This is a genomic window from Kitasatospora sp. NPDC048296 (assembly GCF_043201815.1).
In the GTDB taxonomy this organism is placed as follows: Bacteria; Actinomycetota; Actinomycetes; order Streptomycetales; family Streptomycetaceae; genus Kitasatospora.
On the sequence record NZ_JBICZB010000069.1, the window covers coordinates 1 to 26,034 of the forward strand.

Annotated in this window: 21 protein-coding genes, 2 tRNA genes and 1 pseudogene; 11 read left to right on the plus strand and 13 right to left on the minus strand. The window is 72.5% G+C overall.

Annotated elements, in window-relative coordinates; genetic code table 11:
* Positions 1-222, plus strand: a pseudogene (locus tag ACGF12_RS30550) (transposase); the annotation flags it as partial.
* Positions 223-258: 36 nt separating this feature from the next.
* On the opposite strand, the gene ACGF12_RS30555 reads toward ACGF12_RS30550, so the two are convergent.
* Complete coding sequence (locus ACGF12_RS30555) at positions 259-951, minus strand: YidC/Oxa1 family membrane protein insertase (RefSeq protein ID WP_393037070.1); 693 nt, start codon at positions 949-951, stop codon at positions 259-261.
* Between the two features lie 118 nt (positions 952-1,069).
* Complete coding sequence (locus tag ACGF12_RS30560; RefSeq protein ID WP_393037073.1) at positions 1,070-1,363, minus strand: DUF6412 domain-containing protein; 294 nt, start codon at positions 1,361-1,363, stop codon at positions 1,070-1,072.
* Positions 1,364-1,488: 125 nt separating this feature from the next.
* Between ACGF12_RS30560 and ACGF12_RS30565 the strand changes: the two genes are divergently transcribed.
* On the plus strand, positions 1,489-1,773 hold the full coding sequence (locus ACGF12_RS30565; RefSeq protein WP_380611409.1) for a type II toxin-antitoxin system Phd/YefM family antitoxin: 285 nt from the start codon (positions 1,489-1,491) through the stop codon (positions 1,771-1,773).
* Positions 1,766-2,188, plus strand: coding sequence for a type II toxin-antitoxin system VapC family toxin (locus ACGF12_RS30570; RefSeq protein WP_393037076.1), 423 nt, complete (start codon positions 1,766-1,768; stop codon positions 2,186-2,188). Before ACGF12_RS30565 ends, ACGF12_RS30570 begins: the two co-directional genes overlap by 8 nt.
* Before the next feature lie 69 nt (positions 2,189-2,257).
* Here the strand turns inward: ACGF12_RS30570 and ACGF12_RS30575 are convergent, their stop codons facing one another.
* A complete protein-coding gene (locus ACGF12_RS30575; protein WP_393037080.1) occupies positions 2,258-3,349 on the minus strand; it encodes a Gfo/Idh/MocA family oxidoreductase in 1,092 nt (363 codons plus the stop codon).
* Positions 3,350-3,511: 162 nt separating this feature from the next.
* On the opposite strand from ACGF12_RS30575, the gene ACGF12_RS30580 reads away from it, so the two are divergent.
* The 4 genes from ACGF12_RS30580 (at position 3,512) to ACGF12_RS30595 (ending at position 7,656) form a co-directional block, all read left to right on the plus strand.
* The gene (locus ACGF12_RS30580) at positions 3,512-4,291 is read left to right on the plus strand and encodes an HAD-IIA family hydrolase (protein ID WP_393037083.1); all 780 of its coding nucleotides are present in this window, start codon (positions 3,512-3,514) and stop codon (positions 4,289-4,291) included.
* A 159-nt stretch (positions 4,292-4,450) separates the two neighbouring features.
* A complete protein-coding gene (locus ACGF12_RS30585) occupies positions 4,451-5,599 on the plus strand; it encodes a low temperature requirement protein A (RefSeq protein WP_393037086.1) in 1,149 nt (382 codons plus the stop codon).
* A gap of 78 nt (positions 5,600-5,677) precedes the next feature.
* Positions 5,678-6,406 carry a uracil-DNA glycosylase gene (locus ACGF12_RS30590; RefSeq protein WP_393037088.1) on the plus strand — a complete coding sequence of 243 codons (729 nt, stop codon included), beginning with the start codon at positions 5,678-5,680 and terminating at the stop codon, positions 6,404-6,406.
* Between the two features lie 191 nt (positions 6,407-6,597).
* Entirely contained in the window at positions 6,598-7,656 is a 1,059-nt protein-coding gene (locus tag ACGF12_RS30595) for a glycoside hydrolase family 6 protein (protein ID WP_393037091.1), read from the plus strand.
* A gap of 44 nt (positions 7,657-7,700) precedes the next feature.
* Here the strand turns inward: ACGF12_RS30595 and ACGF12_RS30600 are convergent, their stop codons facing one another.
* The 4 genes from ACGF12_RS30600 to ACGF12_RS30615 all read right to left on the minus strand — a co-directional run bounded on the left by ACGF12_RS30600 (position 7,701) and on the right by ACGF12_RS30615 (position 14,470).
* On the minus strand, positions 7,701-9,632 hold the full coding sequence (locus ACGF12_RS30600; protein WP_393037094.1) for a galactose oxidase-like domain-containing protein: 1,932 nt from the start codon (positions 9,630-9,632) through the stop codon (positions 7,701-7,703).
* 34 nt (positions 9,633-9,666) lie between these two features.
* The gene (locus ACGF12_RS30605; protein WP_393037096.1) at positions 9,667-11,838 is read right to left on the minus strand and encodes a glycosyltransferase family 2 protein; all 2,172 of its coding nucleotides are present in this window, start codon (positions 11,836-11,838) and stop codon (positions 9,667-9,669) included.
* Between the two features lie 507 nt (positions 11,839-12,345).
* On the minus strand, positions 12,346-13,626 hold the full coding sequence (locus ACGF12_RS30610; RefSeq protein ID WP_393037099.1) for a hypothetical protein: 1,281 nt from the start codon (positions 13,624-13,626) through the stop codon (positions 12,346-12,348).
* A gap of 256 nt (positions 13,627-13,882) precedes the next feature.
* Positions 13,883-14,470, minus strand: coding sequence for a DedA family protein (locus ACGF12_RS30615; RefSeq protein ID WP_393037159.1), 588 nt, complete (start codon positions 14,468-14,470; stop codon positions 13,883-13,885).
* Between the two features lie 670 nt (positions 14,471-15,140).
* Here ACGF12_RS30615 and ACGF12_RS30620 point away from each other — a divergent pair.
* Positions 15,141-16,232, plus strand: a complete 1,092-nt coding sequence (locus tag ACGF12_RS30620) for an LLM class flavin-dependent oxidoreductase (RefSeq protein WP_393037102.1) — start codon at positions 15,141-15,143, stop codon at positions 16,230-16,232.
* An 87-nt stretch (positions 16,233-16,319) separates the two neighbouring features.
* Here ACGF12_RS30620 and ACGF12_RS30625 read toward each other — a convergent pair whose 3' ends face one another.
* The gene (locus ACGF12_RS30625; RefSeq protein WP_393037161.1) at positions 16,320-18,218 is read right to left on the minus strand and encodes a putative bifunctional diguanylate cyclase/phosphodiesterase; all 1,899 of its coding nucleotides are present in this window, start codon (positions 18,216-18,218) and stop codon (positions 16,320-16,322) included.
* A 532-nt stretch (positions 18,219-18,750) separates the two neighbouring features.
* A complete protein-coding gene (locus ACGF12_RS30630) occupies positions 18,751-19,176 on the minus strand; it encodes an OsmC family protein (protein WP_393037105.1) in 426 nt (141 codons plus the stop codon).
* A 304-nt stretch (positions 19,177-19,480) separates the two neighbouring features.
* On the opposite strand from ACGF12_RS30630, the gene ACGF12_RS30635 reads away from it, so the two are divergent.
* Together ACGF12_RS30635 and lepB are read left to right on the plus strand one after the other, a co-directional pair.
* A complete protein-coding gene (locus ACGF12_RS30635; protein ID WP_393037108.1) occupies positions 19,481-19,816 on the plus strand; it encodes a chorismate mutase in 336 nt (111 codons plus the stop codon).
* Positions 19,817-19,966: 150 nt separating this feature from the next.
* Positions 19,967-20,806, plus strand: a complete 840-nt coding sequence (lepB, locus tag ACGF12_RS30640) for a signal peptidase I (RefSeq protein ID WP_393037111.1) — start codon at positions 19,967-19,969, stop codon at positions 20,804-20,806.
* On the opposite strand, the gene ACGF12_RS30645 is transcribed toward lepB, so the two are convergent.
* From ACGF12_RS30645 to ACGF12_RS30655, 3 genes are all read right to left on the minus strand, one after another.
* A complete protein-coding gene (locus ACGF12_RS30645) occupies positions 20,769-21,920 on the minus strand; it encodes a DMT family transporter (protein ID WP_393037114.1) in 1,152 nt (383 codons plus the stop codon). The two genes, lepB and ACGF12_RS30645, sit on opposite strands and share 38 nt — an antisense overlap.
* A 142-nt stretch (positions 21,921-22,062) precedes the next feature.
* Entirely contained in the window at positions 22,063-24,498 is a 2,436-nt protein-coding gene (locus tag ACGF12_RS30650; RefSeq protein WP_393037117.1) for a transglycosylase domain-containing protein, read from the minus strand.
* Between the two features lie 221 nt (positions 24,499-24,719).
* A tRNA-Lys gene (locus tag ACGF12_RS30655) sits at positions 24,720-24,793 on the minus strand.
* A 125-nt stretch (positions 24,794-24,918) separates the two neighbouring features.
* Between ACGF12_RS30655 and ACGF12_RS30660 the strand changes: the two genes are divergently transcribed.
* Positions 24,919-25,803 (plus strand): alpha/beta fold hydrolase, encoded by an 885-nt coding sequence (locus ACGF12_RS30660; protein WP_393037120.1) that lies wholly within the window; start codon positions 24,919-24,921, stop codon positions 25,801-25,803.
* Between the two features lie 79 nt (positions 25,804-25,882).
* Here ACGF12_RS30660 and ACGF12_RS30665 read toward each other — a convergent pair.
* Positions 25,883-25,956, minus strand: a tRNA-Lys gene (locus ACGF12_RS30665).
* Positions 25,957-26,034: the final 78 nt, after the last annotated feature.

Consider the following 26,034-nt stretch of genomic DNA (forward strand, 5'->3'; position numbering starts at 1 on the left):
CTGGTCATCCAGGCCGCGGGCGTCATCGCAAACACCGTCATCGACCTCGTCGGCACCATCGGCCGGCGCGTCCTGGCCGACCTCATGCCCGACCGGCGCATCCGCACCCGACCCCGCGTCGTCAAACGCGCGATCTCCAAGTACAACGCCAAAGGCACCGTCGACCGGACCAGCTACAAGGCCAGCATCAGCATCGACATCCTGACGACACCAGACCCGTGACCGGAACCCGCAGGCTCTATCTACACGGCGTTGGGGCTAGACCGCGAGCGCGGTCGCCGGGACCGGCACCCCGCCCCGGTACAGCCAGGCCCGCTCGGAGGCCGACCACACGCTCGTGGTCAGCAGGTAGAGCGCGGCCGCCACCGGCACCAGCATCGCGAACAGCACCGAGACGAAGGACAGGTACGGCAGCACCGACGCCCCCGGCTGCGGGGTGGTCTGCGCGGCCGCCGCACGCCGGGCCCGGCGGTAGTTGACGTACCCGACCGCCGCCAGCCCGGCGTACAGCAGCCCGAACACCGCGAACTGCCCGGCGCCGTGCGCGCTCCCGACGTGCAGGCCCAGCGGCACCCCGAACAGGGTGTGGTCCAGCAGGTCGTTCGGGGTGGTGAAGAGCCGGTACATCACCGAGAAGAACGGGATCTGGATCAGCATCGGCAGACAGCCCGCGAACGGTGAGACCTGCTCCTTCCGGTACAGCTCCGCGAGCGCCTCGCGCGCCTTCTCCGGGTTGTTCTTGTGCTTCTTGTTCAGCTCGGCGACCTTCGGCGCGAGCTTCGAACGGGCCTTCTCCCCGCGCGCCGCCGCCCGCGCCAGCGGGTGCAGGCAGAGCCGTACGGCGAGGACGAACAGGACGATCGCCAGCGCCGTCGGCAGGACGTGGGCGATGGCGGAGACCACGGCGTGGGCGACGGTGACGGCCGGGTCGAGAACAGACAGAGCGGACATGGTGAAGCGAGCCCTCCGGGGTCTCAGGACATGAGTGATCGGCGGAGGACGGCCGCGAAGAACGTACGGGAGCTGTACGAAAAACGTACGGGGGAGCCGTACGGAGGAAACTGCGGATCTACGCGGCCGCCAGGGCCGCCCCCGGCGCCCTGGGGCGTCGCCTGCCCCGGGCGTCCGGATCACGCTGCGGAAGGAACGCCGTACGGAACGCCCGACGTCGCAGCACCCCGCTGCGCACCGCCGCCGGCGCCCGCGCCCCCAACAGCCGCGTCCCGGCCAACGCCCCCGTGACCGCTCCGGCCACCAGGACCATGGCCGCCACGGCGGCGACGGACGCCAGTGCGCCACCGTCGGTCGCCAACTGTCCGGTCAGCACCCGGAGCAGGCCCAGCAGCATCGCGACGACACCCACGGCGTGCCCCCCTTCGGTGTGTTCCCGGCTCCTGACGTTCAGCAGGACGATCCTACGACCTGTCGGGTTCCCGCAGTGCCGTGCGAGGTGTAGCCGCCGGTGCTACGCGGGGCTACCGTGGACGGATGAAGACGATTACCCAGCGGGAGTTCCGGAACAACTCCGCCGCGGTGATGGACGCGGTGGAGGCGGGGGAGACCTTCCACATCACCAGGAACGGGGTCGAGGTCGCGGAGCTGCGGCCGGTGTCCGGGCGGCGACGGCTCACGGCGGAGGAGCTGGTGGCGCGGCACGTGAAGCTGCCACGGGTGGACTACCAGCAGCTGCGCAAGGAGGCCGAGGAGTACTTCGGGCCCGAGGAACTGGTGGGGGACGAGGGCGACGACCCGTTCGAGCGGCGGCGTGGCTGAGCGCCGCCGGGCGCCCCGGCGGCGGCCGGCCGGGGTGCTGGACACCTGTGTGTACATCGACCTGGCGCTGCTGAACCCCGCCGACCTGCCGGCCGTGCCGGAGCTGACCGCGATCACCTTCGCCGAGCTGCAGCAGGGCGTCTCGATGGCGCGGGACCCGGTCAGCCGGGCGGCCCGGCTGGAGGTACTGGGCGCGGCGATGGCCGACTTCGACCCGCTGCCCTTCGACGCGGCCGCCGCCGCCCGCTACGGGACGCTGGTCACCCTCACCATCGCCGCCGGACGGCAGCCGCGCCCGCGTCGGATAGACCTGATGATCGCCGCCATCGCCTCGGCCCACGGGCTGCCGCTGTACACCCGCAACGTGGCGGACTTCCGGGGGCTGGGCTCGGCGGTGGAGGTCATCGGGGTGTGAGCGCGGCCGGTCCGTCGCGCTCGACCTCCTCCGCCAGGGCCGCCGCCCGGGATGTCGTGCGGCTTCCCGTCAGTTCAGCCGGACCGCCGTCCCCGTCGCCGCGGAGGCACGGGCGGCCTCCAGGACGGTGAGGGTGGCCACCGCGTCGCGCGGGTCGACCGGGGGCGGGGTGCCGGGGACGGTCAGGGCGGCGACGATGCCGGCGTAGAAGGCGGGGTAGTCGCCCGGATCGGTGGGCAGCGAGATCGGGGACTCGTCGCTGCCCAGGGTGCCGTACTGCTCGGGCCGGTCGGCGCCCCACGGGTGGCCGCCGTCGGGGCGCCGGCCCGTCCGGAGGTCGGCCTCCTGGGGGTCCATGCCGTGCTTGACGTACCCGGCGGTGTCGCCGAGCACCCGCAGCCGGGGGCCGATCAGCGGGGTGATGGCGCTGGTCCACAGGTGCGAGCGGGTGCCGGAGGCGTGGGTGAGGGCGAGGAAGGCGTCGTCGTCCACCACCGCGCCGTCGCGGCGCACGTCGATCTCCGCGTACACCGTCTCGACCGGCCCGAACAGCGTCAGCGCCTGGTCGACCAGGTGGCTGCCCAGGTCGTACAGGGTGCCGCCGACCTCGGCCGGATCGGCCAGCTCGCGCCAGCCCGGCTTGGGCTTGGGACGGAAGCGCTCGAAGCGGGACTCGAAGCGGTGCACCCGGCCGAGCGCGCCACCGCGCACCAGTCGGCTCGCGGTGAGGAAGTCGCCGTCCCAGCGCCGGTTCTGGAAGACCGAGAGCAGGACGCCCCGGGCCTCGGCGAGCCGGCACAGCTCCAGCGCCTGGGCGGCGGTGGCGGCCAGCGGCTTGTCCACCACGGTGGCCAGGCCCGCCTGCAGGGCGGCACGGGCGAGCGGGGCGTGGGTGCGGTTGGGGGAGGCGATGACGACCAGGTCCAGCGCGTCCGGGTCGGCGAGCAGCTGTTCGGGGGTGTCCACGGCGCGGGCGTCGGGGTGCTCGCGGCGCAGCTGCTCGCGGCGCTCGGGGTTGGCGGTGACCACGGCGTCCAGCCGCAGCCCCGGCGTGGTGGCGATGAGCGGGGCGTGGAAGGCGGAGCCGGCCAGGCCGTAGCCGATCAGGCCGACCCGCAGCGTTCGATCGGGCACGCGGTGGGAGGTCGTCTGCGGGTTCATGCGGCCTACTCAATCACGAGCCGCCCGGTTGCTCCCGGTTTCCGCCGTCCGATCGTCGCATCCCGTCCAGCGGGACGTTCTGTCCCCGCTCACCTGCGCGGATTAGGCTGTGCCGCGTCAGGGCCCCACGCAAGACGCTGCAACACTTCGGGAGACACGCACGTGGCAGACCGCAAGCCCATCGAGTCCTGGCTGACCGACATGGACGGTGTCCTCATCCACGAGGGCACGCCGATCCCCGGGGCGCAGGAGTTCCTGCGCAGGCTGCGGGAGTCCGGCAAGCCCTTCCTGGTGCTCACCAACAACTCGATCTACACCCCGCGCGACCTCAGCGCCCGGCTGGCCGGGATGGGCCTGGAGGTGCCGGAGGAGTGCATCTGGACCTCCGCCCTGGCCACCGCGAAGTTCCTCAAGAGCCAGCGCCCGAACGGCACCGCGTACGTGATCGGCGAGGCGGGGCTCACCACCGCGCTCTACCAGGCCGGTTACGTCCTGACCGACAACAACCCCGACTACGTGGTCCTCGGCGAGACCCGGACCTACTCCTTCGAGGCGCTCACCAAGGCGATCCGCCTGATCAACCAGGGCGCCCGGTTCATCTGCACCAACCCGGACGAGACCGGCCCCTCCACCGAGGGCGTGCTGCCGGCCACCGGCTCGGTCGCGGCCCTGATCACCAAGGCGACCGGCGTCGAGCCGTACTTCGTCGGCAAGCCCAACCCGCTGATGATGCGCGAGGCGCTGAACACCGCCGGGGCCCACTCGGAGACCGCCGTGATGATCGGCGACCGGATGGACACCGACATCGTCGCGGGCATGGAGGCGGGCATGGAGACCATCCTGGTGCTCACCGGGCTGACCTCCGCCTCCGACGTGGAGCGCTTCCCGTACCGGCCGACCCGGGTGGTCAAGTCGATCGCGGACCTGGTCGACCTGGTCTAGCCTCTGCGGTGCTGTCGCGAGCCCCGTTCCGGCCGAGCGCCGGGGCGGGGCGGTTTCGTTCGGTGGGGTCGCCTCGCTCGGTGACGCCGCTTCGTTGTGTGGGGCCGCCTCGTTCCGCGGGGCCGGTCGGGTTCGTGGGGTCGGGGAGGCAGGGCGCGGATGAGTACGACGGGGGACCCGGAGGAGCCGGGCGAGAAGCGGGTCACCTGGGCGGAGCTCTACTTCGACCTGGTCTTCGTCTTCGCGATCACCCAGGTCTCCGGGCTGCTGCACCACCAGCACGACGCCGGCGGCCTGATCCGGGCGTTGGTGGTGTTCGTGCCGGTGTACTGGTGCTGGGTCGGCACCACCGTGCAGGCCAACATCCGGGACGTGGACAACCAGCGCGACCGCCTGGGCATCCTGCTGGTCGGCCTGGCCGGGCTGTTCATGGCGCTCGCCATCCCTGGCGCGTACGGGCGGCGGGGCCTGCTGCTCGGTGCCGCGTACTGGCTGGCCCGGGTGGTGCTGCTGCTCCTGCTGGTCCGCCTCCCGGGCGTCTGGAGCGGCCCGTACGGCGCCGGCGTGCTGGTCAGCGGGCCGCTGCTGCTGGCCGGCGGGCTGCTGTCGGACGGGCCGCGGCTCGCGTTGTGGGCGGTGGCCGCGCTCTGCGACCTGGCCGCGCCGCTGGTGTTCCGGCGACAGCTCGCCACGGTGGCGTACCACCCGGCGCACATGCCGGAGCGGTTCGGGCTGTTCCTGCTGGTGGCGCTCGGTGAGTCGATCGTCGGGATCGGCGCCTCGGCGGCCGGGGCCCGGCTGGACGCGGCCGAACTCACCGCGGTGGCCGCCGCGTTCACCATCTCGGCGGGCCTGTGGTGGCAGTACTTCGTGTTCGCGGCGGACGCGATGCGGCACGCCGTGGAGGTCGCCGACTCGCGGCGGGACGTGGTCCGGCGGATCTTCCAGTACGGGCACCTGGCGCTGGCCGCCGGGGTGATCGGGGTCGCGGTCGGCTTCGAGGAGACCGTGGCCCACCCCCGGCAGGCGCTCGGCGCCGGGTCGGTGGCGCTGCTGTACGGCGGGTGCGGGCTGTACCTGCTGACCTTCGGCTACACCCGCTGGATGATGTTCCGTCGGGTCTCGACCACCCGGATCGTCGCCGCGGTGGTGGTGCTGGGCCTGCTGCCCGTGATGGTGCGGCTGCCGGCGCTGGTGGTGCTGGTGGCCCTGGCCGGGCTGCTGGTGCTGCTCAACGCGGTGGAGCACGTCCGGGTGGTGCGGGCGGCCGCCGTTGCCACGGCCGCCGGGGCGGCTCCTGTGGACTGAGTTGTCGGTGGGGCTGTGTAGCGTTCGGGGTGTAAGAGGGCAGGCGGCGCGGCAGCCGCGGTGTGGGAGGTAGATGTCGTGACGGACACGGTCGAGACGGGCGTGGTCGAGGCCGGCGAGGGCGGCGGGCTGGGGCTGCCCGAGTCCTGGCGCGCGGTGCTCGGCGCCGAGACGGAGAAGCCGTACTTCGCGGAGCTGGCGGCCTTCGTAGCGGCCGAGCGCGCGCAGCACCAGGTGTTCCCGCCGAGCGGCCAGGAGTTCGCCGCGCTGGAGGCCACTCCGTACGAGAAGGTCCGGGTGCTCGTCCTCGGCCAGGACCCGTACCACGACGACGGCCAGGCCCACGGCATGAGCTTCTCGGTGCTGCCCGGGACGAAGACGCCGCCCTCGCTGCGCAACATCTTCAAGGAGCTGGACGCCGACCTGGGCGTCCCCGCCCCCGACAACGGCTACCTGATGCACTGGGCCGAGCAGGGTGTGCTGCTGCTCAACGCGGTGCTCACGGTCCGCGCCCACGAGGCCAACTCGCACAAGGCGAAGGGCTGGGAGAAGTTCACCGACGCGGTGATCAAGGCGGTGAGCGCGCGCGAGGAGCCGGTGGTCTTCGTGCTGTGGGGCAACTACGCCAAGAAGAAGCTGCCGCTGATCGACACCGAGAAGCACGTGGTGGTGCAGGGCGCGCACCCGTCGCCGCTGTCCGCCAAGCTGTTCTTCGGCAGCCGTCCGTTCTCGCAGATCGACGCGGCGCTGGACGGCTTCGGCGGCGAGCCGATCGACTGGCGGGTGCCGGACCTGAAGCAGGGCTGACGTCCGGCCGGGGCCGGATCGACGCAGGGCCCGGGCTCGGTGGCCGTGGGCGGACGGGATCGGATTCCCGTCCGTCCACGGCCACTTGCCGTTCACCGCTGTCGGCCGTCGGCCGGGGCCGGGTGTGCTTAGCTGGTGCCGACCGGTCGCCGGACCGGTCCAGGGGCGGGGCCGGCTCAAAGGGGCGGTACGTGCGCGGGGTGGGACGGGCGGGAACGATTCGGTGGGCCGCGCTGGGCGCGGGCCTGACGGCGCTCGTGGTCTCCGGCTGCGGTGGCTCGGACGGCGGCGCAGCGAAGGCCGCCCCCGGTGTCGTGGCGCCGAGCGTCGCGGTCCCCAGCGCGACGGCTGAACCCGGCGGCCCGGACCAGCTCCCCGGCCAGGCCTTCTACGTCTCCGACCAGACCAACGCAGCCCGGCAGGTCGCCACGCTGCGCAGCCAGGGCCGCACGGCGGAGGCCGACACCCTGCTGCGGATCGCCGGCCGGCCCTCCTCGCAGTGGCTGGGCGAACAGGGTGCCCAGCAGATCGCCGAGCAGGTCAGCCGCCGGGCCGCCGAGGCGGACCGGACGGCCGTCTTCGTCGCGTACGACATCCCGCACCGCGACTGCGGCCAGTACTCGGCCGGCGGCGCCGCCGACGCAGCCGCCTACCGCTCCTGGATCACCGGCGTCGCCCAGGCCCTCGGCGACCGCAAGGCCTGGGTCGTCCTGGAGCCGGACGCCGTCGCGCACACCCTGGACACCTGCGGGATCAAGGGCGACCTGGCCGCCGAGCGGTACGGCCTGCTGGCCTTCGCCGTCCAGGAGCTGAAGAAGCGTCCGAACGTCCGGGTCTACCTGGACGCGGGCAACCCGGGCTGGGCGCAGGACCCGGACGACCTGGCCGGCGCCCTGCGCAGGTCGGGCATCGCCGCGGCGGACGGCTTCGCGGTGAACGTCGCCAACTTCTACCCCACCGACCGGAACGCGGCGTACGGCAACCGGCTCTCCGCCGCCCTGGGCGGGAAGCACTTCGTCATCGACACCAGCCGCAGCGGCAACGGCTCGTTGGGCTCCGACGCCTGGTGCAACCCGCCCGGCCGGGCGCTCGGCGAGCCGCCGACCACCGAGACCGGGCGGCCGAACGTCGACGCCTACCTGTGGATCAAGAACCCGGGGGAGTCCGACGGCGAGTGCGGCCGCGGCGAGCCCCGGGCGGGCGAGTTCTGGCTGCCGTACGCGCTGGGGCTGGCCCGGGCGGCGCGCTGAGCCGCCGCGCCGACCACCCGGGCGGCCTCGTGAGCGACGAGCCGCTATCCGGTGACCTGGACCCAGCGGGCGACCGACGGGGTGCCGGCGGCGTCCGTCAGGAACAGCATGTACCAGCCGGGCGGCAGCAGATCGGGGTTGCCCGGGAGGGTGAGCGAGACCCCGTCGGCGGTGCGCCCGGTGATGTCCAGGGCCACCGAGCGCTGCTCGACGTCGGTCACGTGGGTCACCGAACTCGGCCGGATCAGCTTGGCGGTGGTCACCGCGTCCGGTCGGGAGGCGCCGACCCTGAGGGTGCCGCCGAGCTTCGCCGCCCCCGGCGCGGCCGTCACCTCCGGGCGGTCGCCGTGGTACAGGTACGGCGGGGTGTAGATCTCGATCCGCTGCTCGAAGCCGCCGGGTTGGGTCTCGGCCTTGTCCGCGAAGAGCGGGTTGGAGCCCAGCACCGCGATCCGGCCGTCCGGCAGCAGCAGTGCCTCGGAGTGGTAGTCGCGGCCGACGGTGGGCTCGGCGGCGGTCGTGAAGCTGTTGGAATCCGGGTGGTAGACCTGCGCCTTGAGCAGGTCGCTCTCGCCCCGGCCGCGGTAGCCGCTGGAGCCGCCGGTGGTGAACACGGTGTCGTCGGGGAGGATCACGCTGTTGAGGTAGCGGGTGCCGCCGGCCGGCAGGTCCGGGCCCGGGGTGAAGGAGGGCTTGGCGGCCGAGAGGTCGGCGATGTCGGTGCGGGCCGTGGACAGCGGGGACTCGCCCACCCCGCCGCCGCCCAGCACCATGACCTTCTGCGCCTGCGCGGGCGGCAGCAGCACCGAGGAGGAGGTCTCGGTCAGACCCGGGTCGCGCAGGCCGGGGACGGGCTGGAAGCTGTTGTTCGACAGGTCCCACACGCCGGGCTCGCGACCCTTCTCGGCGGGGCCGTAACCGGCGTTGGAGCCCGAGTAGAAGAGCTTGCCGGCGGCCGTCAGGAAGAGTGACGGGTAGGTCGGGAAGTAGCGGTCGGGGGCCTTGGCCCAGGTCTTGGTCTTCGGGTCGTAGACCTCGTTGTCGTTGCCGTTGAGGATCTCCCCGGTGTCGTCCAGCCCGGAGACGGTGACCACCCGGCCGTCGCCCAGCCCGGTCAGCGTCGGGTACCAGCGGGCGTGCGCCATGTCCGTGACCTGCTCGTAGAGCTCGGTGTCCGGGTTGAACTCGAAGGCGGAGCGGATGCCCTGGTACTCCTGCTTGTCCAGGGTCAGCTTCTCGCTCTGCCCGTACAGGTTGTGCGCGTCGGTGCCGGTCAGGCCCTTGATCCGGTACTGGGCCGGGGAGCCGGCCACGTAGTCCGGGCCCTCTCCGAGTGCCTCGACGAACACGTGCTGCTCGCCCGCGGTGACCACGGTCTGCTTGCCGGAGCCGGTCTTGGTCGCGGCGGGGACGGTCACCGGGACGGTGCTGGCGTACTCGCGGCCGTTCGGGGCGACGAAGACGGTGCCCTTGGGGAAGGTGCGGTCGCGCTCCGGGCTCTCGTTGCGCACCCGCATCACCCCGGCCGCCTTCTTCACGGCGCCGTCCAGCTTCTCGTACCGCTGGGTGCCGCCGGCCACCAGTACCCGGCCGTCCGGGAGGGAGGTGTGGCCGCCGCAGAACATGTCGGCCGGGGTGGGTATCAGCTTGTAGGTGTTCTTGGCCGGGTCCCAGAGCAGGCTCTTGAAGCTGCCCGCGTTGAACTGCTTCTCGTCGTTGCCGGAACCGGCCACGATCAGCACCTTGCCGGTGCGCAGCAGGGTGGCGTGGACGGCGTTGACCCGGAACTCGGCGGGCAGCGTCAGGGTCTGCCAGTGGCCGTACCGCGCCTTGTACTCGGGGCGGTTGATCACGTAGCTGTGGTACTGGTCGCCGGCGAAGCCGAGGACGGCCGGGGCGTTCATCCCGGCGACGGTCAGCGCGACGGTGCTGCCGAGGGCGAAGCGCTTGGCGCGGCCGGTCGTGTGGATCCTCAAGGTGGTGCTCCCCTCGGGAGGCGGGCGGGGTGGCTCAGTGGGCGGGGGTGCCGCTCTCGGCGTGGTCGGGCGCCAGGTCGTCCGGCGGGACGAGGCGGAGCGTGACTGTCGGGGTGTCGGGCGCGGCCAGGCGGAGCGTGAGTGTCGGGCTGTCGAGCGCCGTCGTCGCCGGTGCGGGTACTGCCGGTGCGGGTACTGCCTGCGCGGGTGCGGTGTGGGCGTGGCGCGGGCGGCGCTTCTCCAGGACGACCTTGGGGGTCGCCGCCGGGTCCCCGGTCACGGTGAGGGTGGCGGTGGGCCGGGTCCGGCGTCGGCGGACGGCGTCGCCGACCAGGATCAGGAGCGGCAGCAGGGTCAGGGCCAGGGCGATGCAGGCCCAGGTCCGCATCGCGACGTGGTCGTAGCCGGTGCAGTAGGAGGCGGCGACGGCGCCGCCGAAGACCAGCGTCCAGAACAGGTGGAAGCGGAAGGTGCCGAGTCGGTCGGCGCTGGCCTCACGGCCCTTGGGCGTCACCACGAAGCGGCTGCGGCGGCGCACCAGCGCCTGCAGCAGCGAGGCCGCGTAGATCGGGCCGCAGAGCGCCGACATCAGCATGCCCGCGACCCCGGAGGAGCCGGCCGGCTCGTGCGGGCTCACGTTGTGCTTGCGGTTCCAGGTGTAGAGCAGGAGTTGGAGCGCGGCGGCGTCGCTGTAGAGCATCATCCAGATCTCCGAGGAGACGTGGACGCCGGAGGCGCCGAAGCCCAGGTAGAGCACGCTGGACACCCCGCCGAGCAGCCAGGTGAGCGCCGCCATCGGGTAGAAGCCCACCATCAGCGAGTAGTTGAGCAGCCGGCCGGGCGACAGCCGCCACATGACCCGCCAGTACCGGGTGAGCAGGGTCTCGTAGGTGCCGCGGCTCCAGCGCAGTTGCTGGGAGAAGAAGTCGGTCCAGGAGGACGGGCCCTCGCCCACCGCGAGCACGTCCGGGGTGTACACGGACTTCCAGCGGTCCCCGGTCTCCGGGTTCCGGCTCCGGTGGAACTCCAGACCGGTCGCCATGTCCTCGGTGATGGAGTCGTACAACCCGCCGATCGACTGGAGCGCACGGATTCTGACGGCGTTGTTGGTGCCGACGAACATCGGTGCGCCGTAACGGTTTCCGGCGCGTTGGATGAGGGCGTGGAAGAGGTACTGCTGGCTCTCGCTGAATTTGGTGACGGCTGAACCCGAGCTCCGGTAGTTCCCGTACACCTGGGGGCCGACCACGAATGCCACGTCGGGATCGCGGAAGTAGCCGAGCATGCGCTCGCAGAAGTCGGGCAGCGGAACGTGGTCGGTGTCGACGGACACCCAGAAGTCGTAGTCGTCGCCGTGCGCCTGGAGCCAGGCGTTGTAGTTGCCGTGCTTGGTCTTGGCGCGGAAGCGGCCCTTCGGCCGGTTCCAGTGCGGCCGGCCGGCGCGGCTGAAGTGGCGAACACCCAGCTCCGTGCAGAGGGCGCGCATTGCAGGATCGTTTCCCTCGTCCAGCAGCCAGACGTCGTACGGGCCTTCGTGCCGCACGGCCCGGGCCGCGACCAGCGTGGCCCGGACCATCTCCGGCGGCTCCTTGCCCGGCACGCAGGTGGTGAGGAAGGCGACCCGGGTGCCGGACTCCGGCGTCACGGGTATCGGGTCACGGGCGACCAGGGTCGCGTGGGTGTTGGAGACGACGTTGACCAGCCGGAACACCTCGACCACGGCGATGATCCCGATCATCACCTTGTCGCCGAGCAGCACCAGGGTGCTGGTTTCGTCCGGGCGCTCCGGCCAGTGCTCCGGCAGCAGCAGCCAGACCAGCAGGATCGCCTCCAGCAGCGGGGCGGCCACCAGCAGCAGGGCGGCCCGGATCCGGTGCGGCTCGTGGCGTAACAGGCTGCGGTACTGGATGCGGTAGGGGGCGGCTGTTCCCGCGGGTCGCCCGGTGCTGGCCGGTTCCGGCCGGTAGACACCGCCGCCGAGCTCCCGGTCCTCGCCCGGATCGACCGCCGGGCCGGCCAGGCGGCTGAAGTGGCCGTAGTCGTACGGTGCTTCGGGCGCCGGTACGGCGCGCAGGACCACCTCGTCCAGCTGCTCGGCTGCCCGGTCGTAACCGTTCGGGCCGCCGGCGCCTCGACTGCTTGCGCCCCGGCTGCGCCCGTGGCGGGCTGTTCCGTCGCCCTTTCGTCGCGAGAACGGCGTGGTCATAGCTGCTCCCCCCCGGAGTATTGCGCCTTGCTTTGCTGTGCTCGGCGTTGCTGCGCCTCGCCCCGAAGTCACCCGGGAAGAACACGGCCCGGCGAACCGCCGTCCATCCGGCGGTTCCCGGGCCGTCCAGCACGTGACCTCCAGTACCTGGAGTGTGTGCGACCGGTTGAGTTGTGGGGCGGCGTGGCGGCTTCGAATGCTGGATCCCGATGCACTACCCAGCTTCCCCTCCGGGTATGCGGGATCCTCGGCTCGCCCAACTCTCCCGGAGGGCAACGGTGAACGCAACCGATCGGAGGAATGACCACCGCGCGAGCGTGAAGATACTACGGTTCCCGGCCACTGCGGCTTGCGATGGTGCTAGTGCGGCGAATTCGGCACCGGTGCGGCCCCGCACCCGCTCCCCGGCGGCCCGGCCGGACACCGACGACGACGGCCGGCGGGGCGCGAACACCCGCCGGCCGTACCGGCTTCAGCCCGGCACCGACTGCTCCGCGCTCCGGCGGGTCAGCCCGCCGCGCCCAGGAAGCCGTCCCAGCCACCGGCCGGAGCCTGGCCGACGTTGAGGGTGCGCAACTTGCGCAGAGTGGACTGGTCCTGCGCCTCCAGCCACTCGACCAACTGCTTGAAGGAGACCAGCCGGACCTCGGGCTTGCCCGCGACGGCCTTGAGGGTCTCTTCGACGGCGTCCATGTAGATGCCGCCGTTCCACTGCTCGAAGTGGTTGCCGATGAAGAACGGCGCGCGGTTGCTGTTGTACGCGCGCTCGAAGCCCGCCAGGTAGGAGTTGGTGGCCTGGGTGCGCCACTCGTCGTACTTACCGGGGTCGCCCTTGGTGCTGCCGGCGGACTGGTTGGCCAGGATGTTGTAGTCCATCGACAGGACCTGGAAGGTGTGCCCGGGGAAGGGTATGGACTGCAGCGGGAAGTCCCAGACCTTTCCGTCCTGCACCTTCTGCGGCCATATCTGCAGACCGCCCGCGGAGCTGGCGTCGTACTTCCAGCCCAGCTTGGCGATGGTCGGCAGCAGCGCCTTCTGGCCCTCCAGGCAGGGGGTGCGGCCGCCGATGAGCTCCTTCTTGTAGTCGAAGGGGAGCGGGTCGACGTCGGTGAAGCCGGTGTTGGTCCGCCACTGGGTGACGAAGGCGATCGCCTGGTCGATCTCGCTCTGCCAGTCGTCCGGGGTCCACAGGTTGACCCCGTTCTTGTCCGGACGGCTGGAGCAGAAGTGCCCGTTGAAGTGGGTGCCGATCTCGTGCCCGGCCAGCCAGGCCTGGCTGACGAGCTTGAGGGTGCTCTTCACCGCACCGTCCGACAGGTACGGGATGTCGGAGGCGCCGACCGCGTGCTTCGGCGGGTGGTACAGCTGGTACTTGCCCTTGGGCAGGGCGTATATCCCGGAGAGGAAGAAGGTCATGGTGGCCTTGTACTGCTCCGCCAGCTTCAGGAAGCGGGGGAACTGGCCGTCGTCGGTGCCGCCCGCGCCGTCCCAGGAGAACACCACGAACTGCGGCGGCCGCTCGCCCGGCTTGAGCTTCTCGGCCTTGGGCTGGTTCGGCTGCGGGCCGGTGTCCGCGTTGGACCCGTCACCGATCGGGGTGCCCTTGGGGACCACGGCCTGGGTCGGGTCGGAGGTGCCGGTCTTGGCGTCGCCGTTGTTGCCGCCGGAGGAAGGGGAGGAGGAGTTCTGCCCTGACCCGGATCCGCCGCTGGAACAGGCCGCGACCGCGCCGAGGGCTGCGGTCGCGGCGGTAGCACTGAGCACCGTCCTGCGCGAGATGCTGGTCATGGTCTCCCCTGGGTGCCGATGCCGGTGGTGAGGGCGGCCGTGGGCCGCACCGGTCAAATCGGGCAATTGATGAATATTCCGCCGTTAGCATGTCATGTCGCCACGGCAGCCACCAAGGGTCGCCGAGCTCCCGACGACAGTCAACACGCCGGGCGTACCCGGCTGGGCTGCAGGGATCGGTCGTCTGTTGCGGTCCTGTGACGCATCGCACTGCGCGATGTCAGGGGAGTACGGTACCGCCGCTCCGCCCGGCCGGTCAGAGCGCGGCCAGCCGCCGGTTGCGGCGAACTATTCGCGCGATCGCGGTGCTGATGGCGGTGGCCGCCGCGCAGGAGACCGCCAGACTCAGCCAGGCCGTGTTGAACCAGTGGCTGTTCAGCCAACCCAGCGTCACGATGTAGGCGGCCCAGACCAGCGCGGCCAGCGCCGACCAGTGCAGGAAGCGGTGCGGATGAGCGGGGGAGTGACCGATGGCCAGGTCCAGGACGGTCCGCCCGGCCGGAACGAAGCGGGCGACCACCACCATCGCGGCCGCCCCGCCGCGCGGGCGCTCGATCAGGGACTGCTGGACCCGGGCCACGCTGGCCGCCAGCTTCGGGCGCCGGGCGAGCCGGCGCTGAAGCACCGGGGCGCCGCGTCGGGCGAGGTGGAGCAGCAGGACGTCGCCCAGGAACGAGGCCACCGCCACGCCCAGGGCGAGCAGCACCGGGGCGCCGCTGACCTGCTCCGTCTTGAGCACGGCCAGGATGACCAGCGTCCCGCTCGGGATGAAGGGGAGGAGGGCGTCGCCGAGCACGGCGAACAGCGCCAGGGCGCAGATCCACGAGGATCCGATCGCCGCCACGAAGTTCAAGGCCCTTACTCCCTCCACGCCGCCCGGGGGAGCAGGTGGCTGCTTATGGCCAACGCTAGCGCCTCGACTTTCCATGTCATGAAGCACCCCGGTATGCGGAGGATCACGGCAGGTGCTGTCGGCGCGGGCGTCGGCGAAGCGGCGGCGGGCCGTCGTCGGTGGCGAGGCAGTGCTCCCGGGAGGGGGCGGGCCGGGGGCGGAAGCGGTCGGGCGGAGCGGCCGGAAACGGCACGAGCCCCCGGGGCGGGGTGCCGCGCCGAGGGCTCGCAGGGATCCTTCGGCGCTGGTCCAGCCCGGCGATCTTGCCGGCGGAACGCGGATCCCGTTGGGTGACCCGCTCCTGATCACCAGCCTGCCGGATGCCGGTCGCGGATCGCGAGCCCTGGGGCCGGCGACTTCCGTTCCTGGCGTGAAGTCGCCATGCGTGTCCGATCGCTGGCTCTCTGTCGATCGAGCGGTCGGTCGGCCGTGCGGGGTGGTACCGGGCGGAACGGTCGAACCGCACCCGGATCGGGCGGGCCCGCTGGGAACAGCGAGCCGGGAACCGTGGTTGACCCCGGTCGGCAGGAGCGACCGCCGGGCCGTCCGCGACCCGTGCGGCCGCCCAGGACGGCCGGCTCGCAGTGCAGCCGGATCAAGAACAGCCAGGAGGGCGGACGGCATGACCACCGAGGACCAGCAGGAGCACGGAACCGAGCCGCCGATCGGCGCGGCGATCCGCGGCAGCGCCCGCGGCACGGCACCCGCCCCGCTCTCGATCCTCGACCTGGCCACCGTCGGCGTCGGCCACACGCCCGTCGAAGCCCTGGCCGCCACCACCGAGTTGGCCCGCCGGGCCGAGCAGTGGGGGTACCACCGCTTCTGGGTGGCCGAGCACCACGGCATGCCCGGGGTGGCCAGCTCGACCCCGGCCGTCCTGCTCGCCCACCTCGGTGCCAACACCACCACGCTGCGGCTCGGCTCGGGAGGGGTCATGCTCCCCAACCACGCCCCGTTGACCATCGCCGAGCAGTTCGGCCTGTTGGAGGCCCTGCACCCCGGACGGATCGACCTCGGGCTCGGCCGTGCCCCCGGCACCGACCCGGCCACCGCCCGGGCGCTGCGCCGTGGCCTCGCCGAGGGCGCGGACGACTTCCCGCAGCAGCTCGCCGAGCTGACCCACTTCCTCGACGGCGACTTCCCGGCCGGCCACCCGTACGCGCGGCTGACCGCCGTCCCCAAGGGCGAGGGCCGCCCGCCGATCTGGCTGCTCGGCTCCTCCGGTTTCAGTGCCCAACTGGCGGGCCGGCTCGGCCTCCCGTTCGCCTTCGCCCACCACTTCAGCAGCGCCAACACCATCCCGGCCCTGGACCTGTACCGGACGTCCTTCCGCCCCTCCGGCGTGCTCACCGAGCCGTACGCGCTGATCGGCGTGGGTGCCGTCGCCGCCGACGACGAGCCCACCGCCCGCCGTCTCGCCCGCTCCGCCGCGCTCGGCATGCTCCGGCTCCGGCGCGGCAACCCCGGCCCGATCCCGACCCCGGAGGAGGCCGAGGAGTACCCGTACAGCCCGGTCGAGGAGGACTTCATCGACAGCTGGCTCGACAACGTGGTGCTGGGTGACCCGGGGCAGGTCGCGGACGGCCTGGAGGCCCTGCGCAAGCGGACCGGGGTGAACGAGTTGATGGTCACCTCGCACATCCACGGCCACGAGGCCCGGCTCCGCTCCTACGGCCTGATCGCCGAGGCGTACGGCCTGACGGCAACGGCCTGACGGCAGACCGCCTGATGGCAGCAGCCTGACGGCAACCCCCTTGCCGCACCCCGCCCCCGGCGGAAACCGCCCCGCCCCGCCCGTGCCCTATCGGCCGTGCGGGGTGGGGCGGCCCTCCCGGAGTATCGCCGCGACCAGCTCGGCCTCGCCGGGCCGGGCGAAGTACCAGCCCTGGGCGGTGTCGCAGCCGGTCAGTCGCAGCCGCTCGGCCTGGGCGGCGCTCTCGATGCCCTCGGCGGTGACGGTCAGGCCGAGGGTGTGGGCCAGCTGCACCATCGCGCCGACGATCTGCTCGTCGGCGTCGCTGCGGCGGGAGCGGAGCTCCGGCACGGGCGGGCGGTCCGTCGGGGCCGGGTCGCGGAAGCCTTCGATGAAGGTGCCGTCGAGCTTCAGGACGTGCACCGGCAGCCGGGAGAGGTAGGCGAGGTTGGAGTAACCGGTGCCGAAGTCGTCGATCGCGATGCGCACCCCCATGTCGGCCAGCGCATGCAGGGCCTGCAGCGGGCGCCCACCGGGGCCGAGCAGGGCGCTCTCGGTGATCTCCAGCTGGAGCAGTCGGGCCGGCAGACCGGTGCGTTCGAGGACCCGGGCGACGTCGGCCACCACGTCGGAGTCCCAGATCTGCCGGGCCGCCAGGTTGACGCTCACGAAGGTCTCGGTGTCGGGGAATTCGGTGAGCCACTGCTTGGCCTGACGGCAGGACTCCTCCAGCACCCAGGTGCCGAGCGGCACGATCGCGCCGGACTCCTCGGCGAGCGGGATGAAGCGGTCCGGGGAGATCGTCCCGTAGCGGGGGTGGCGCCAGCGGACCAGGGCCTCGGCGCCGTGCACCGCGCCGTCGGCCAGGCCGACCAGAGGCTGGTACTCGACGCTGAACTCGCCGCGCTCCAGGGCCGGCCGCAGCGCGGTGGCGAGCAGTTGGCGGGTGAGTTGGTGGGCGCCGCGGTCCGGGTCGTAGAGGGTCCAGCGGGCGCGGCCGTCGGCCTTGGACCAGTAGAGGGTGGCGTCGGCGTCCTTGACCAGGTCGGTCGGGGTGGTCTCGTGCACCGAGCGTTCGACGACGCCCACGCTGGCGGTGATCACCAGCCGGTGCCCGGCGACGTCGAAGGGACGTTCCAGCACCTCCAGGATCCGTCCGGCGAGCGCGGTCAGCTGCTCGCTGCCGATGCTGTCGGTGACCAGGACGGCGAACTCGTCGCCCCCCATCCGGGCCACCAGGTGGGCGTCGCGTTCGGCGAGCCCGCCCCGCAGCCTGCCGGCGACGGCGATCAGCAACTGGTCGCCGATGTGGTGGCCGAGGGTCTCGTTGATCGCCGCGAAGCCGTCGAGGTCCAGGTAGCAGACGCCCACCCGGCGTCCGTCGGCCGCCGGTACGGGACGGTCGGGGCCCCCGCCGCTTCCGGGGGCCTCGGTGCCGGTGAGGCAGGCCGCGTCGAGCCGTTCGAAGAAGAAGGTCCGGTTGGGCAGCCGGGTCAGCGGGTCGTGCAGGGCCTGGTACTCCAGGCGGTCGCCGAGCCGGCGCTGTTCGGTGATGTCCTCCACCAGCGCGAGGGTGTAGAGCGGCTGCCCGGCGCCGTCCCGGATCAGGGAGACGGTCACCTTGCTCCAGACCGTGTGGCCCTCGCGGTGCTTGAGCTGTTTCTCCACGCGGAACCGTTCCCGCTCACCGTGGACGAGTTCGGTGAAGAGTCGAGGCGGCATGCCCTCCGGGTCGATGATCTCGTGCAGGTGGGTGCGGACCAGTTCGCCGACGCCCCGTCCGATCAGCGCTGCGAAGGCCGGGTTGACCTCGATGATCCGGTCCTCGGGGTCGATCAGGGCCATGCCGATGACGGCGTCGCAGAAGGCGGCCCGGAACCGGGACTCGCTGGCCCGCAGCGCCGCCAGCAGTCGATCGCTGCCGCCGCCCTCCCGGCCGGGGGCATCGGCGGCGCCCGGATGGGTGCCGCCGGTCAACGGGGCCGAGCAGGTGGGGCAGAGCAGCACCTCGGGGGCCTCCAGGGTGCCGCAGGCGGTGGCCGACGCAGCCGAGGGTGCGGAAGCCGGATCGAGGACCGGCGCGGTGAGGTGGCGGTGGTGTGACGATTCCTCGTGTCGCACGCCTGGGCGGTGTGCGTCGGCCCCCTCGTTCTGGCCCGGCACGGCATGCTCCCGTCCGCTGCTGACGCTTGACGATGGTTCGCCAGGCCGGTCGGGACTCCGGCGGCCGGCTCCGCGCCCTGTCACGGTCCTCGGAGCCGGTCCGCTGCGGGGCGACCGCCGTGGGGCGCTGTCGCGCGGGGACCCACGTGAAGAACAGGGTGCTTCGGCCGATCATAGGACGCGACGACAACGCGCGGTGACCGCCGCCAGGGTGATTCGTCCCCTTTGTGATCGTGCGTGGCGGAACGTTCGGGCGCCCTTGGTACGCAGCACGTGAGGTGCGCCGGGATCGCGCGCGCCGAGGCCGCGCCCCCGGGCGCCGGTTGCGCGCCGGGGGCGTGGCCGGATGCGCCCCGGACGAGCCGGGGGGAGAGGGTCAGGCCAGCTGGGCCGTGAGGGTGATGGTGGTGCCGGTCAGGGCCTGGCTGACCGGGCAGTTGGCCTTGGCGTCCTCGGCGGCCTTCACGAAGCCGGCCTCGTCCAGGCCGGGTACGTCGCCGGTGACGGTCAGGTGGATGCCGGTGATGCCGGTGCCGGGCTGGAAGGTGACGTCGGCCTGGGTGTCGAGCTTGGTGGGCGGGTTGCCGGCTTGGGTCAGGCCGTGCGAGAGGGCCATCGAGAAGCAGGCGGAGTGGGCGGCCGCGATGAGTTCCTCGGGGCTGGTCTTGCCGTTGGGCGTCTCGGCGCGGGCCGGCCAGGAGACGGGGTACTCGCCGATCCCGGAGGAGGCGAAGGTCACCTGCCCCTTGCCGTTGAGGAGGTTGCCCTCCCAGGCGGTACGGGCGGTGCGGATGGTTGCCACGATCGGTTCCTCCACTACTGAGGGACTGCTGAGTCGTCACTTCCGGTCATGCACGCACCAGCCTACGGGCAGCCCCGCCCCGGGGCCGGGCGTCGGGGCCGGGCGTCGGGGCCGGGCGTCGGACGGGCCGTCGGCTGACGGGTACCCCGACGGCCCGATGGGGCGGTCCCACCGGGCTGTCCGGATGCCGGACGGTTCCGGCCAACGGTGCGGGTCCGGAGCGGGTGCCCTGTTAGATTTGCCCGGGCCCGAGCCCGGCCGCCGTACGGCCGGGCGCCCACCCCAGACACCGGGAGCCGCCCCGATGACGGACCAGCCCACGACCCCCGACGCCGGCGCGCCCGAGGGGATCGACGACGCGGTGCGGGCGGAGCTGACCAGCCTGCGCGAGAGCATCGACAACATCGACGCCGCGGTGGTCCACATGCTGGCCGAGCGCTTCAAGGCGACCCAGCGGGTCGGCCGTCTCAAGGCCGAGCACAAGCTGCCGCCGGCCGACCCGGCCAGGGAGCGGGACCAGATCGAGCGGCTGCGGGAGCTGGCCGCCGGGGCCAAGCTCGACCCGGTCTTCGCGGAGAAGTTCCTCAACTTCATCATCGCCGAGGTCATCCGCCACCACGAGGCCATCGCCCGGGCCTGAAGGCGCCCCTGACGGCGACCCCCTGGAGGCGACCCCGAGCGGAGGCTTCCCGCCCGGTGATGTCGGGGGCGGCTAAATGCCGGATTTCGTGAGGCTCCCCGGTTGGCGTAGCGTGCAGATTTCCCCAGCCGGAGAGGTGGAGCAGCGACGATGGCGGTGAACCTGCCCGAAACGCCCAGCGGAGCCCTCGGCGATCCCGGCGTGCAGGAGGTCGAGGACACCCGGCACACCAGCGGCGCAGCCGGTGCCTCCGATGCCCCGGGCGTAACCGACGCCCCCGGCGGCCGCGCCGAGGCCCGCCGCCGGGCCGGCGGTCCGCGCGGTCGCAAGGCGCGTCGCTCGGCGCGTCGCCCCCGGCCGTGGTGGATCGAGCTGCCGGCGATGGTGGTCGTCGGGCTGGTGGTCGCGCTGCTGATCAAGACCTGCCTGTTCCAGGTCTTCACCATCCCGTCCGGCTCGATGGAGAACACCCTGCGGGTCGGCGACCGGGTCGGCGTGAACAAGCTCGCGCCGCTCACCGGCTGGAAGCCGGAGCCGGGGCAGCCGGTGGTGTTCAAGGACCCGGGGAACTGGCTGCCGCCGCAGCCCGTCGACTCGAACCCGTTCACCGACGCCGTGAGCTCGGTGCTCAGTTTCGTCGGGCTGGTGCCTCCGAAGGACGACAACTACCTGGTCAAGCGGGTCATAGCGACCGGCGGCGAGACCGTGCAGTGCACGGGCACCACGCTGACCGTCGACGGGAAGAAGGTCGACGAGCCGTACCTGCACCCGGGCGACGACTCCTGCGCGGGCCTGGACTTCGGCCCGGTGAAGGTGCCCGCGGGCTACATCTGGGTCGAGGGCGACCACCGCAGCGACTCGGCGGACTCCCGCTACCACCGGCAGGGTCCGGGCGGCGGCGCCGTGCCGGTGGACAACGTGGTCGGTCCGGTGTCAGCCGTCGTGTGGCCGCTCAATCACATCGACTGGTTCGGCTGGACCGGCCGCTGACCCCGCGCTCGGCGGCGGCCACCCGCTCCCGGCCCTCCTGAGCGGTTCCGACGGCCCGGGAGGCGGTGGAACCGGACGGAGCAGCACCCGACGGAGCAGCACCGGAAGCAGCCGAACCCGGGGCGGTGGCACCGGCGACCACCTCGGTCGCACCGCCGTTTCGGCCCGCCGCCCCCGTCTCCACCGCCGCCGGCTTGCTGATCTGCGCGGCGAAGGCGCCCACCAGGACGAGCAGACCGCCCGCGACCTGCGGCAGCCCCAGGTGCTCGCCGAGCAGGACCCAGGCCAGCACGGTGGCGACCACGGCCTCCAGGTTGGCCACCACCCCGGCGATCGGCGGTGAGAGGTACCCGACGGAGATCACGCCGGTCAGGTAGGCGAGCACGGTCGCGACCAGCACCATCCAGGCGGCCGGGATCAGCGCGGGCAGGGTGTGCCCGTTCATCACCACGGATCCGCCGAGCAGGCTCCAGTCGGCCTGCCAGGGCCGGGTGAGGGCGGTGAGCAGGACGGCGCCGATGAGCAGTCCGTACGCGCTGACGGCCATCGGGTGGATCGGGCGCTCGCCCCGGCGGCCGGCGTCGGCGAGCAAGAAGTAGCCGACCTGGCAGCAGGCCGCGCCGAGGGCGAACAGCACGCCCAGGGCGTCGAAGCTCAGGCCGTTCCAGACCTCGACCACGCAGGCCAGTCCGGCCACGGCGACGCCGGCGCCGATGGCCGCGCCCCGGGTGATCGGCTTGCGCTGCACGAACTTGACGTAGCCGATGAGCAGCGGCGGCCCGAGGTACTCGATGAGCAGCGCGACGCCGACCGGGATGCGGGAGATCGCCGCGAAGTAGCAGGCCTGGACGCCGGCCACGGCGAGCAGGCCGAAGCCGAGCAGCAGGCCGGGGCGGCGCAGGACGGCGTCCCGGTGCCGGTAGGCGATCGGCAGCAGGGCCACGGCGGCGCCGGTGACCCGGAGCCACACCACGTGCAGTGGTGACAGCCCGGCCTCGATCAGCGGCTTGGCCGCAGTGCCGGAGCCGCCGAAGGCGAACGCGGAGACCAGCGCGAGGCTGAGGCCGAGGGTTCTGCCCGAAGGGTGGGTGGGCGAGGCCGTTGAGCTTTGCACCGACGCATTGTGACAGTCGGACCGGCGCTTCGGTAAGGCGCCATTTCGTCATTCGGTCCTGCTGCCCACTGTCCGCAACGGCGCACTCACCCACCCGAGGCCTCCGGGGCCCGAGGACCCCGGAACCCGAGGCCCCCGAACGTCAGCCGCCCGCCCCCGCCCCCGAGAGCGCGTCCGTTCCGCCGGTCGGCTGGCTGGTCGGACCGGTGGTCGGCCCCGTGGTCGGACCGGTGGTCGGCGTCGGCTGGGGGGTCGGCCGACCGGTGGGCCGCGAGGTGGGCTGGGTGGTCGGCTGGCTGGTCGGGGGAGCGGTCGGCCCGGTGGTCGCCCCGCCGGAGCCCGTGTCCGTGCCCGAGCCGGAGCCCGAGCCGGAGCCGGAGCCGTTGCCGCCCGACGTGTTGCCGCCGGAGTTGTCGCTCGGCGGGGTGCCCGCGCCGGTGCCCGGGGTGGCGGCGCCGGTCGACGGGGCGGTGGTCGGCGTGCTCGGGGCGGTCGGCAGGTCGGTCGCCCCCGCGGAGTCGTCGCCGTCCGCCGGGGCCGCGAAGTCGCTCACCGGCTGGCCCTTGAGCGCGGCCTTCATGTAGCTGGTCCAGATCTGCGCCGGGTACTGCCCGCCCGCCGCGCCGTCGATCCCGCCGACGCCGCTCAGGCTGACCTGGGCGCCGGTGCCCGGGTCCTGGCCGAACAGCGCCACCGAGGTGACCAGCTCGGGGGTGTAGCCGACGAACCAGACGGACTTCTGGTCATCGGTGGTACCGGTCTTGCCCGCCACCGGACGGCCCAGTGCCTTCGCCCGCCAGCCGGTGCCGCCCGGGTCGCTCACCACGCCCTGGAGCATCGAGGTGACCTCGTTGGCGGTGTCCGCGCTGATCGCCTGGGTGGTCTTGTGCGCGGGCAGCGCCACGGCCTCGCCGCCGTGGTCCACCGACTGCACCAGCCACGGGGTGATCTGCTTGCCGCCGTTGTCCAGCGTGGCGTACACGCCGGCCATGTCGAGCACGCTCGGGGTGGCCGCGCCCAGCGGGATGGACGGCACGGGGTCCAGGCCCGGGGTGTTGCCGGGCAGGCCCAGCGCGACACCGGTGTCCTTGACCTTCTGCAGCCCGGTGTCCTGCGCGAGCTGGGCGAAGGCCGAGTTGACCGACCAGTCGGTGGCCTGCTGCAGGCTGATCTGGCCGTAGCTCTTGTCGCCCTCGTTCGGCGGCGCGTACGGGGTGCCCTTGCCGCCGCGGACCTTGCGGCCGCTGGTGCCGTCGTAGACGGTGTGCGGGGTGACGGTCCGGCCGTCCTGGGTCTTGGCGTTGTTCTCGAAGGCGGCGGCCAGGGCGATCGCCTTGAAGGTCGAACCGGCCTGGTAGTCGCGCCGGGTCGCGTTGTCCACGTAGTGCTTCACGTAGTCGAGGCCGCCGTACAGGGCGACGACCGCGCCGGTCTTCGGGTCCACCGAGACGGCGCCGGCCTGGGCGGCCGCGTCCTTCTTCCGCTTGTCCGGGTTCAGGGTGTCGTGCAGCTGCGCCTGGACGGAGTCCTGCAGGGCCTGCTGGCGGCTCGGGTCGATGCTCAGCTTGATCGTGTAGCCGCCCTTGGCCAGCTCGGTCTCGCTGATGACCCCGTTCGAGGTGAGGTACTGGGTGGCCGCGTCCACCAGGTAGCCGGACTGGCCGGACAGGCCCGGGTTGGGCTGCGGGTCCTTGACGTCGGGGAAGGTGGTCTTGGCCCGCTCGTCGGCGGAGAGCCAGCCCTCCTTGACCATGCCGTCCATCACGTAGTTCCAGCGGTTGACGGCGTTCTGCTTGCCAGCCGGGGTCGTGGTGGCCACGTCGTAGGCGCTCGGGGCGTTCAGCAGGGTGGCCAGGTAGGCGCCCTGGGCCGGGTCGAGCGCGGAGGCGTCGATGCCGAAGTACGCCTGGGAGGCGGCCTGGATGCCGTACGCGCCGCGGCCGTAGTAGGAGGTGTTCAGGTAACCGGAGAGGATCTCGTCCTTGCTCTCGGTGGCGTCCACCTTGATCGCTATGAAGAGTTCCTTCACCTTGCGGGTGATCGACTGCTGCTGGCTCAGGTACGTGTTCTTCACGTACTGCTGGGTGATGGTGGAGCCGCCCTGAGTGCCCTCGCCGCTGGCGGTGTTGAGGGCGGCCCGGACCAGGCCCTGCACGTTGACCGCGCCCTCGTTGTAGAAGTTGCGGTCCTCGGCGGCCAGCGCGGCGTGCTGGGCGGCGGGGGAGACCTTGTCCAGGCCGACGTTCTGCCGGTTCATCTGGCCGGTGCGGGTGATCACCGAGCCGTCCGAGTAGAGCCAGGTGTTGCTCTGCGCGGTCGCGGCGGCGTGCGCGTCCGGGACCTTCACCAGCGCGACGCCCAGCGCGAACAGGCCGACGCCGAGCAGCAGGGACGCGGCGAGACCGAGCAGGGTCATCCGCCAGGTGGGTATGAGTCGGCGCCAGCCGGTGCGCTTGGGCCGGCGCGGCTTTCTGCCGCCCGCCGCACCGCCGGCCGGACCGGTGGAGCGCTTGAACCGCTTGACCGGCCGGAGACTGATCGACGGCGTGCGGCCGCCGCCCTGGGTGTTCTCAGACATGGCGCGGCCTTCCTGCGGGCGGACCAGGCCAGCCTGCACAGACGGGGACATCGGGGGTCGGGGACCTCTGTCCCGATTCCGGTTTACTGCCCAGGACGAGCCGCGCGGGCCGAATGGCTCCGCCGGAACGGCAATCGAGACCGACATCACACGCAAAACGGACGTCGAGGGCCAAAAAATCGGGGAGCCCCTCGCTGCTGCGAGAGGCTCCCCAATGTCTGTGCGCCGCCAGGGACTCGAACCCCGGACCCGCTGATTAAGAGTCAGCTGCTCTAACCAACTGAGCTAGCGGCGCCTGCTGACCTGGAAAACAATACACGGTCCCGAGGGGTGCCCCGAACCACTCCCGCTCCGCCCGGTGCTCCGGACGTCCGTTTCCTCCTGGTTGGGGCGGAGTTCGCCGCTGGTTAGGCTGGAACCGTGCCCACCGGCCCGACCGCCTCCGACCCGCAGGCGCGCTTCCTGCGCGTCGACGGCGTCGCGCTGCACGTCCGTACCGAGGGCGCCGGCCCGGTCTGCCTGCTCACCGGCGGCCTCGGCAGCAGCTGGTTCGACTGGGACCTCGTCGTCCCGTTCCTCACCCCCTACCGCACCGTGGTCCGCTTCGACCGGCCCGGTTACGGGCTGAGCGCCGCCGAACCCGCCACCGGGCGGCCCGCCCCGACGGCGGCCGGCGAGGCCGGGCGGATCCTGGCGGTGCTGGACGGCCTCGGGCTGGGCGGCCCCTGCACCCTGGTCGGCCACTCGCTCGCGGGCCTCCACGTGGAGGCCTTCGCCCGGCTGCACCCCGAGCGGGCCGCCGGACTGGTGCTGGTCGATGCCAGCGTCGAACCGGCGGCCCGCCCGTATCCGGCACCCGTCGCGCGCGACCTGGCGGCCCGGGCGGTGGCGGGCGCCGCAAGGGCGCTGGCGGTGCCGTACCTGTTCGGCCCGACCGCCCGCCGGGCGATGGCCCGGCGGTCCACCGTCCGCCGCGAGGACCTCGCCCCGGCGCCGCTGGCCCGGCACTGCTACCGCACCGGCCGGGCCCTGCGTGCCCTGCTCCGGGAGTACGGGCGCTACCTCGACATGGCCGCCGAGCTGGACGAACTGCGGCGCACCCGGCCGCTGCCGGAGGACCTGCCGATCACCGTGCTGGCCTCGGACGACGGCTGCCGCAACCGCCGCACCGAGAACTGGCTCGCCGAGCAGCGGGAACTCGCGGCCCTGCTCGGTGCCGACTACCGCACGACCGCCCCGGCCGGGCACCTGGTGATGTTCGACCGCCCGGACGCGGTGGCCTTCGCCGTCCTCGACACCCGCTGAACGTCAGGTGGCCCGCCTTGACGCGACCCGGAAACGCCGGAAGGCCCTCCGCTTTCGCGAAGGGCCTTCCGGCTGTCTGTGCGCCGCCAGGGACTCGAACCCCGGACCCGCTGATTAAGAGTCAGCTGCTCTAACCAACTGAGCTAGCGGCGCCTGCTGACGTGGAAGACAGTACACGCCGCCGATCCGATCCGCCGAATCGCATTCGAGCGGTTGCGGAGGGTGATCGAC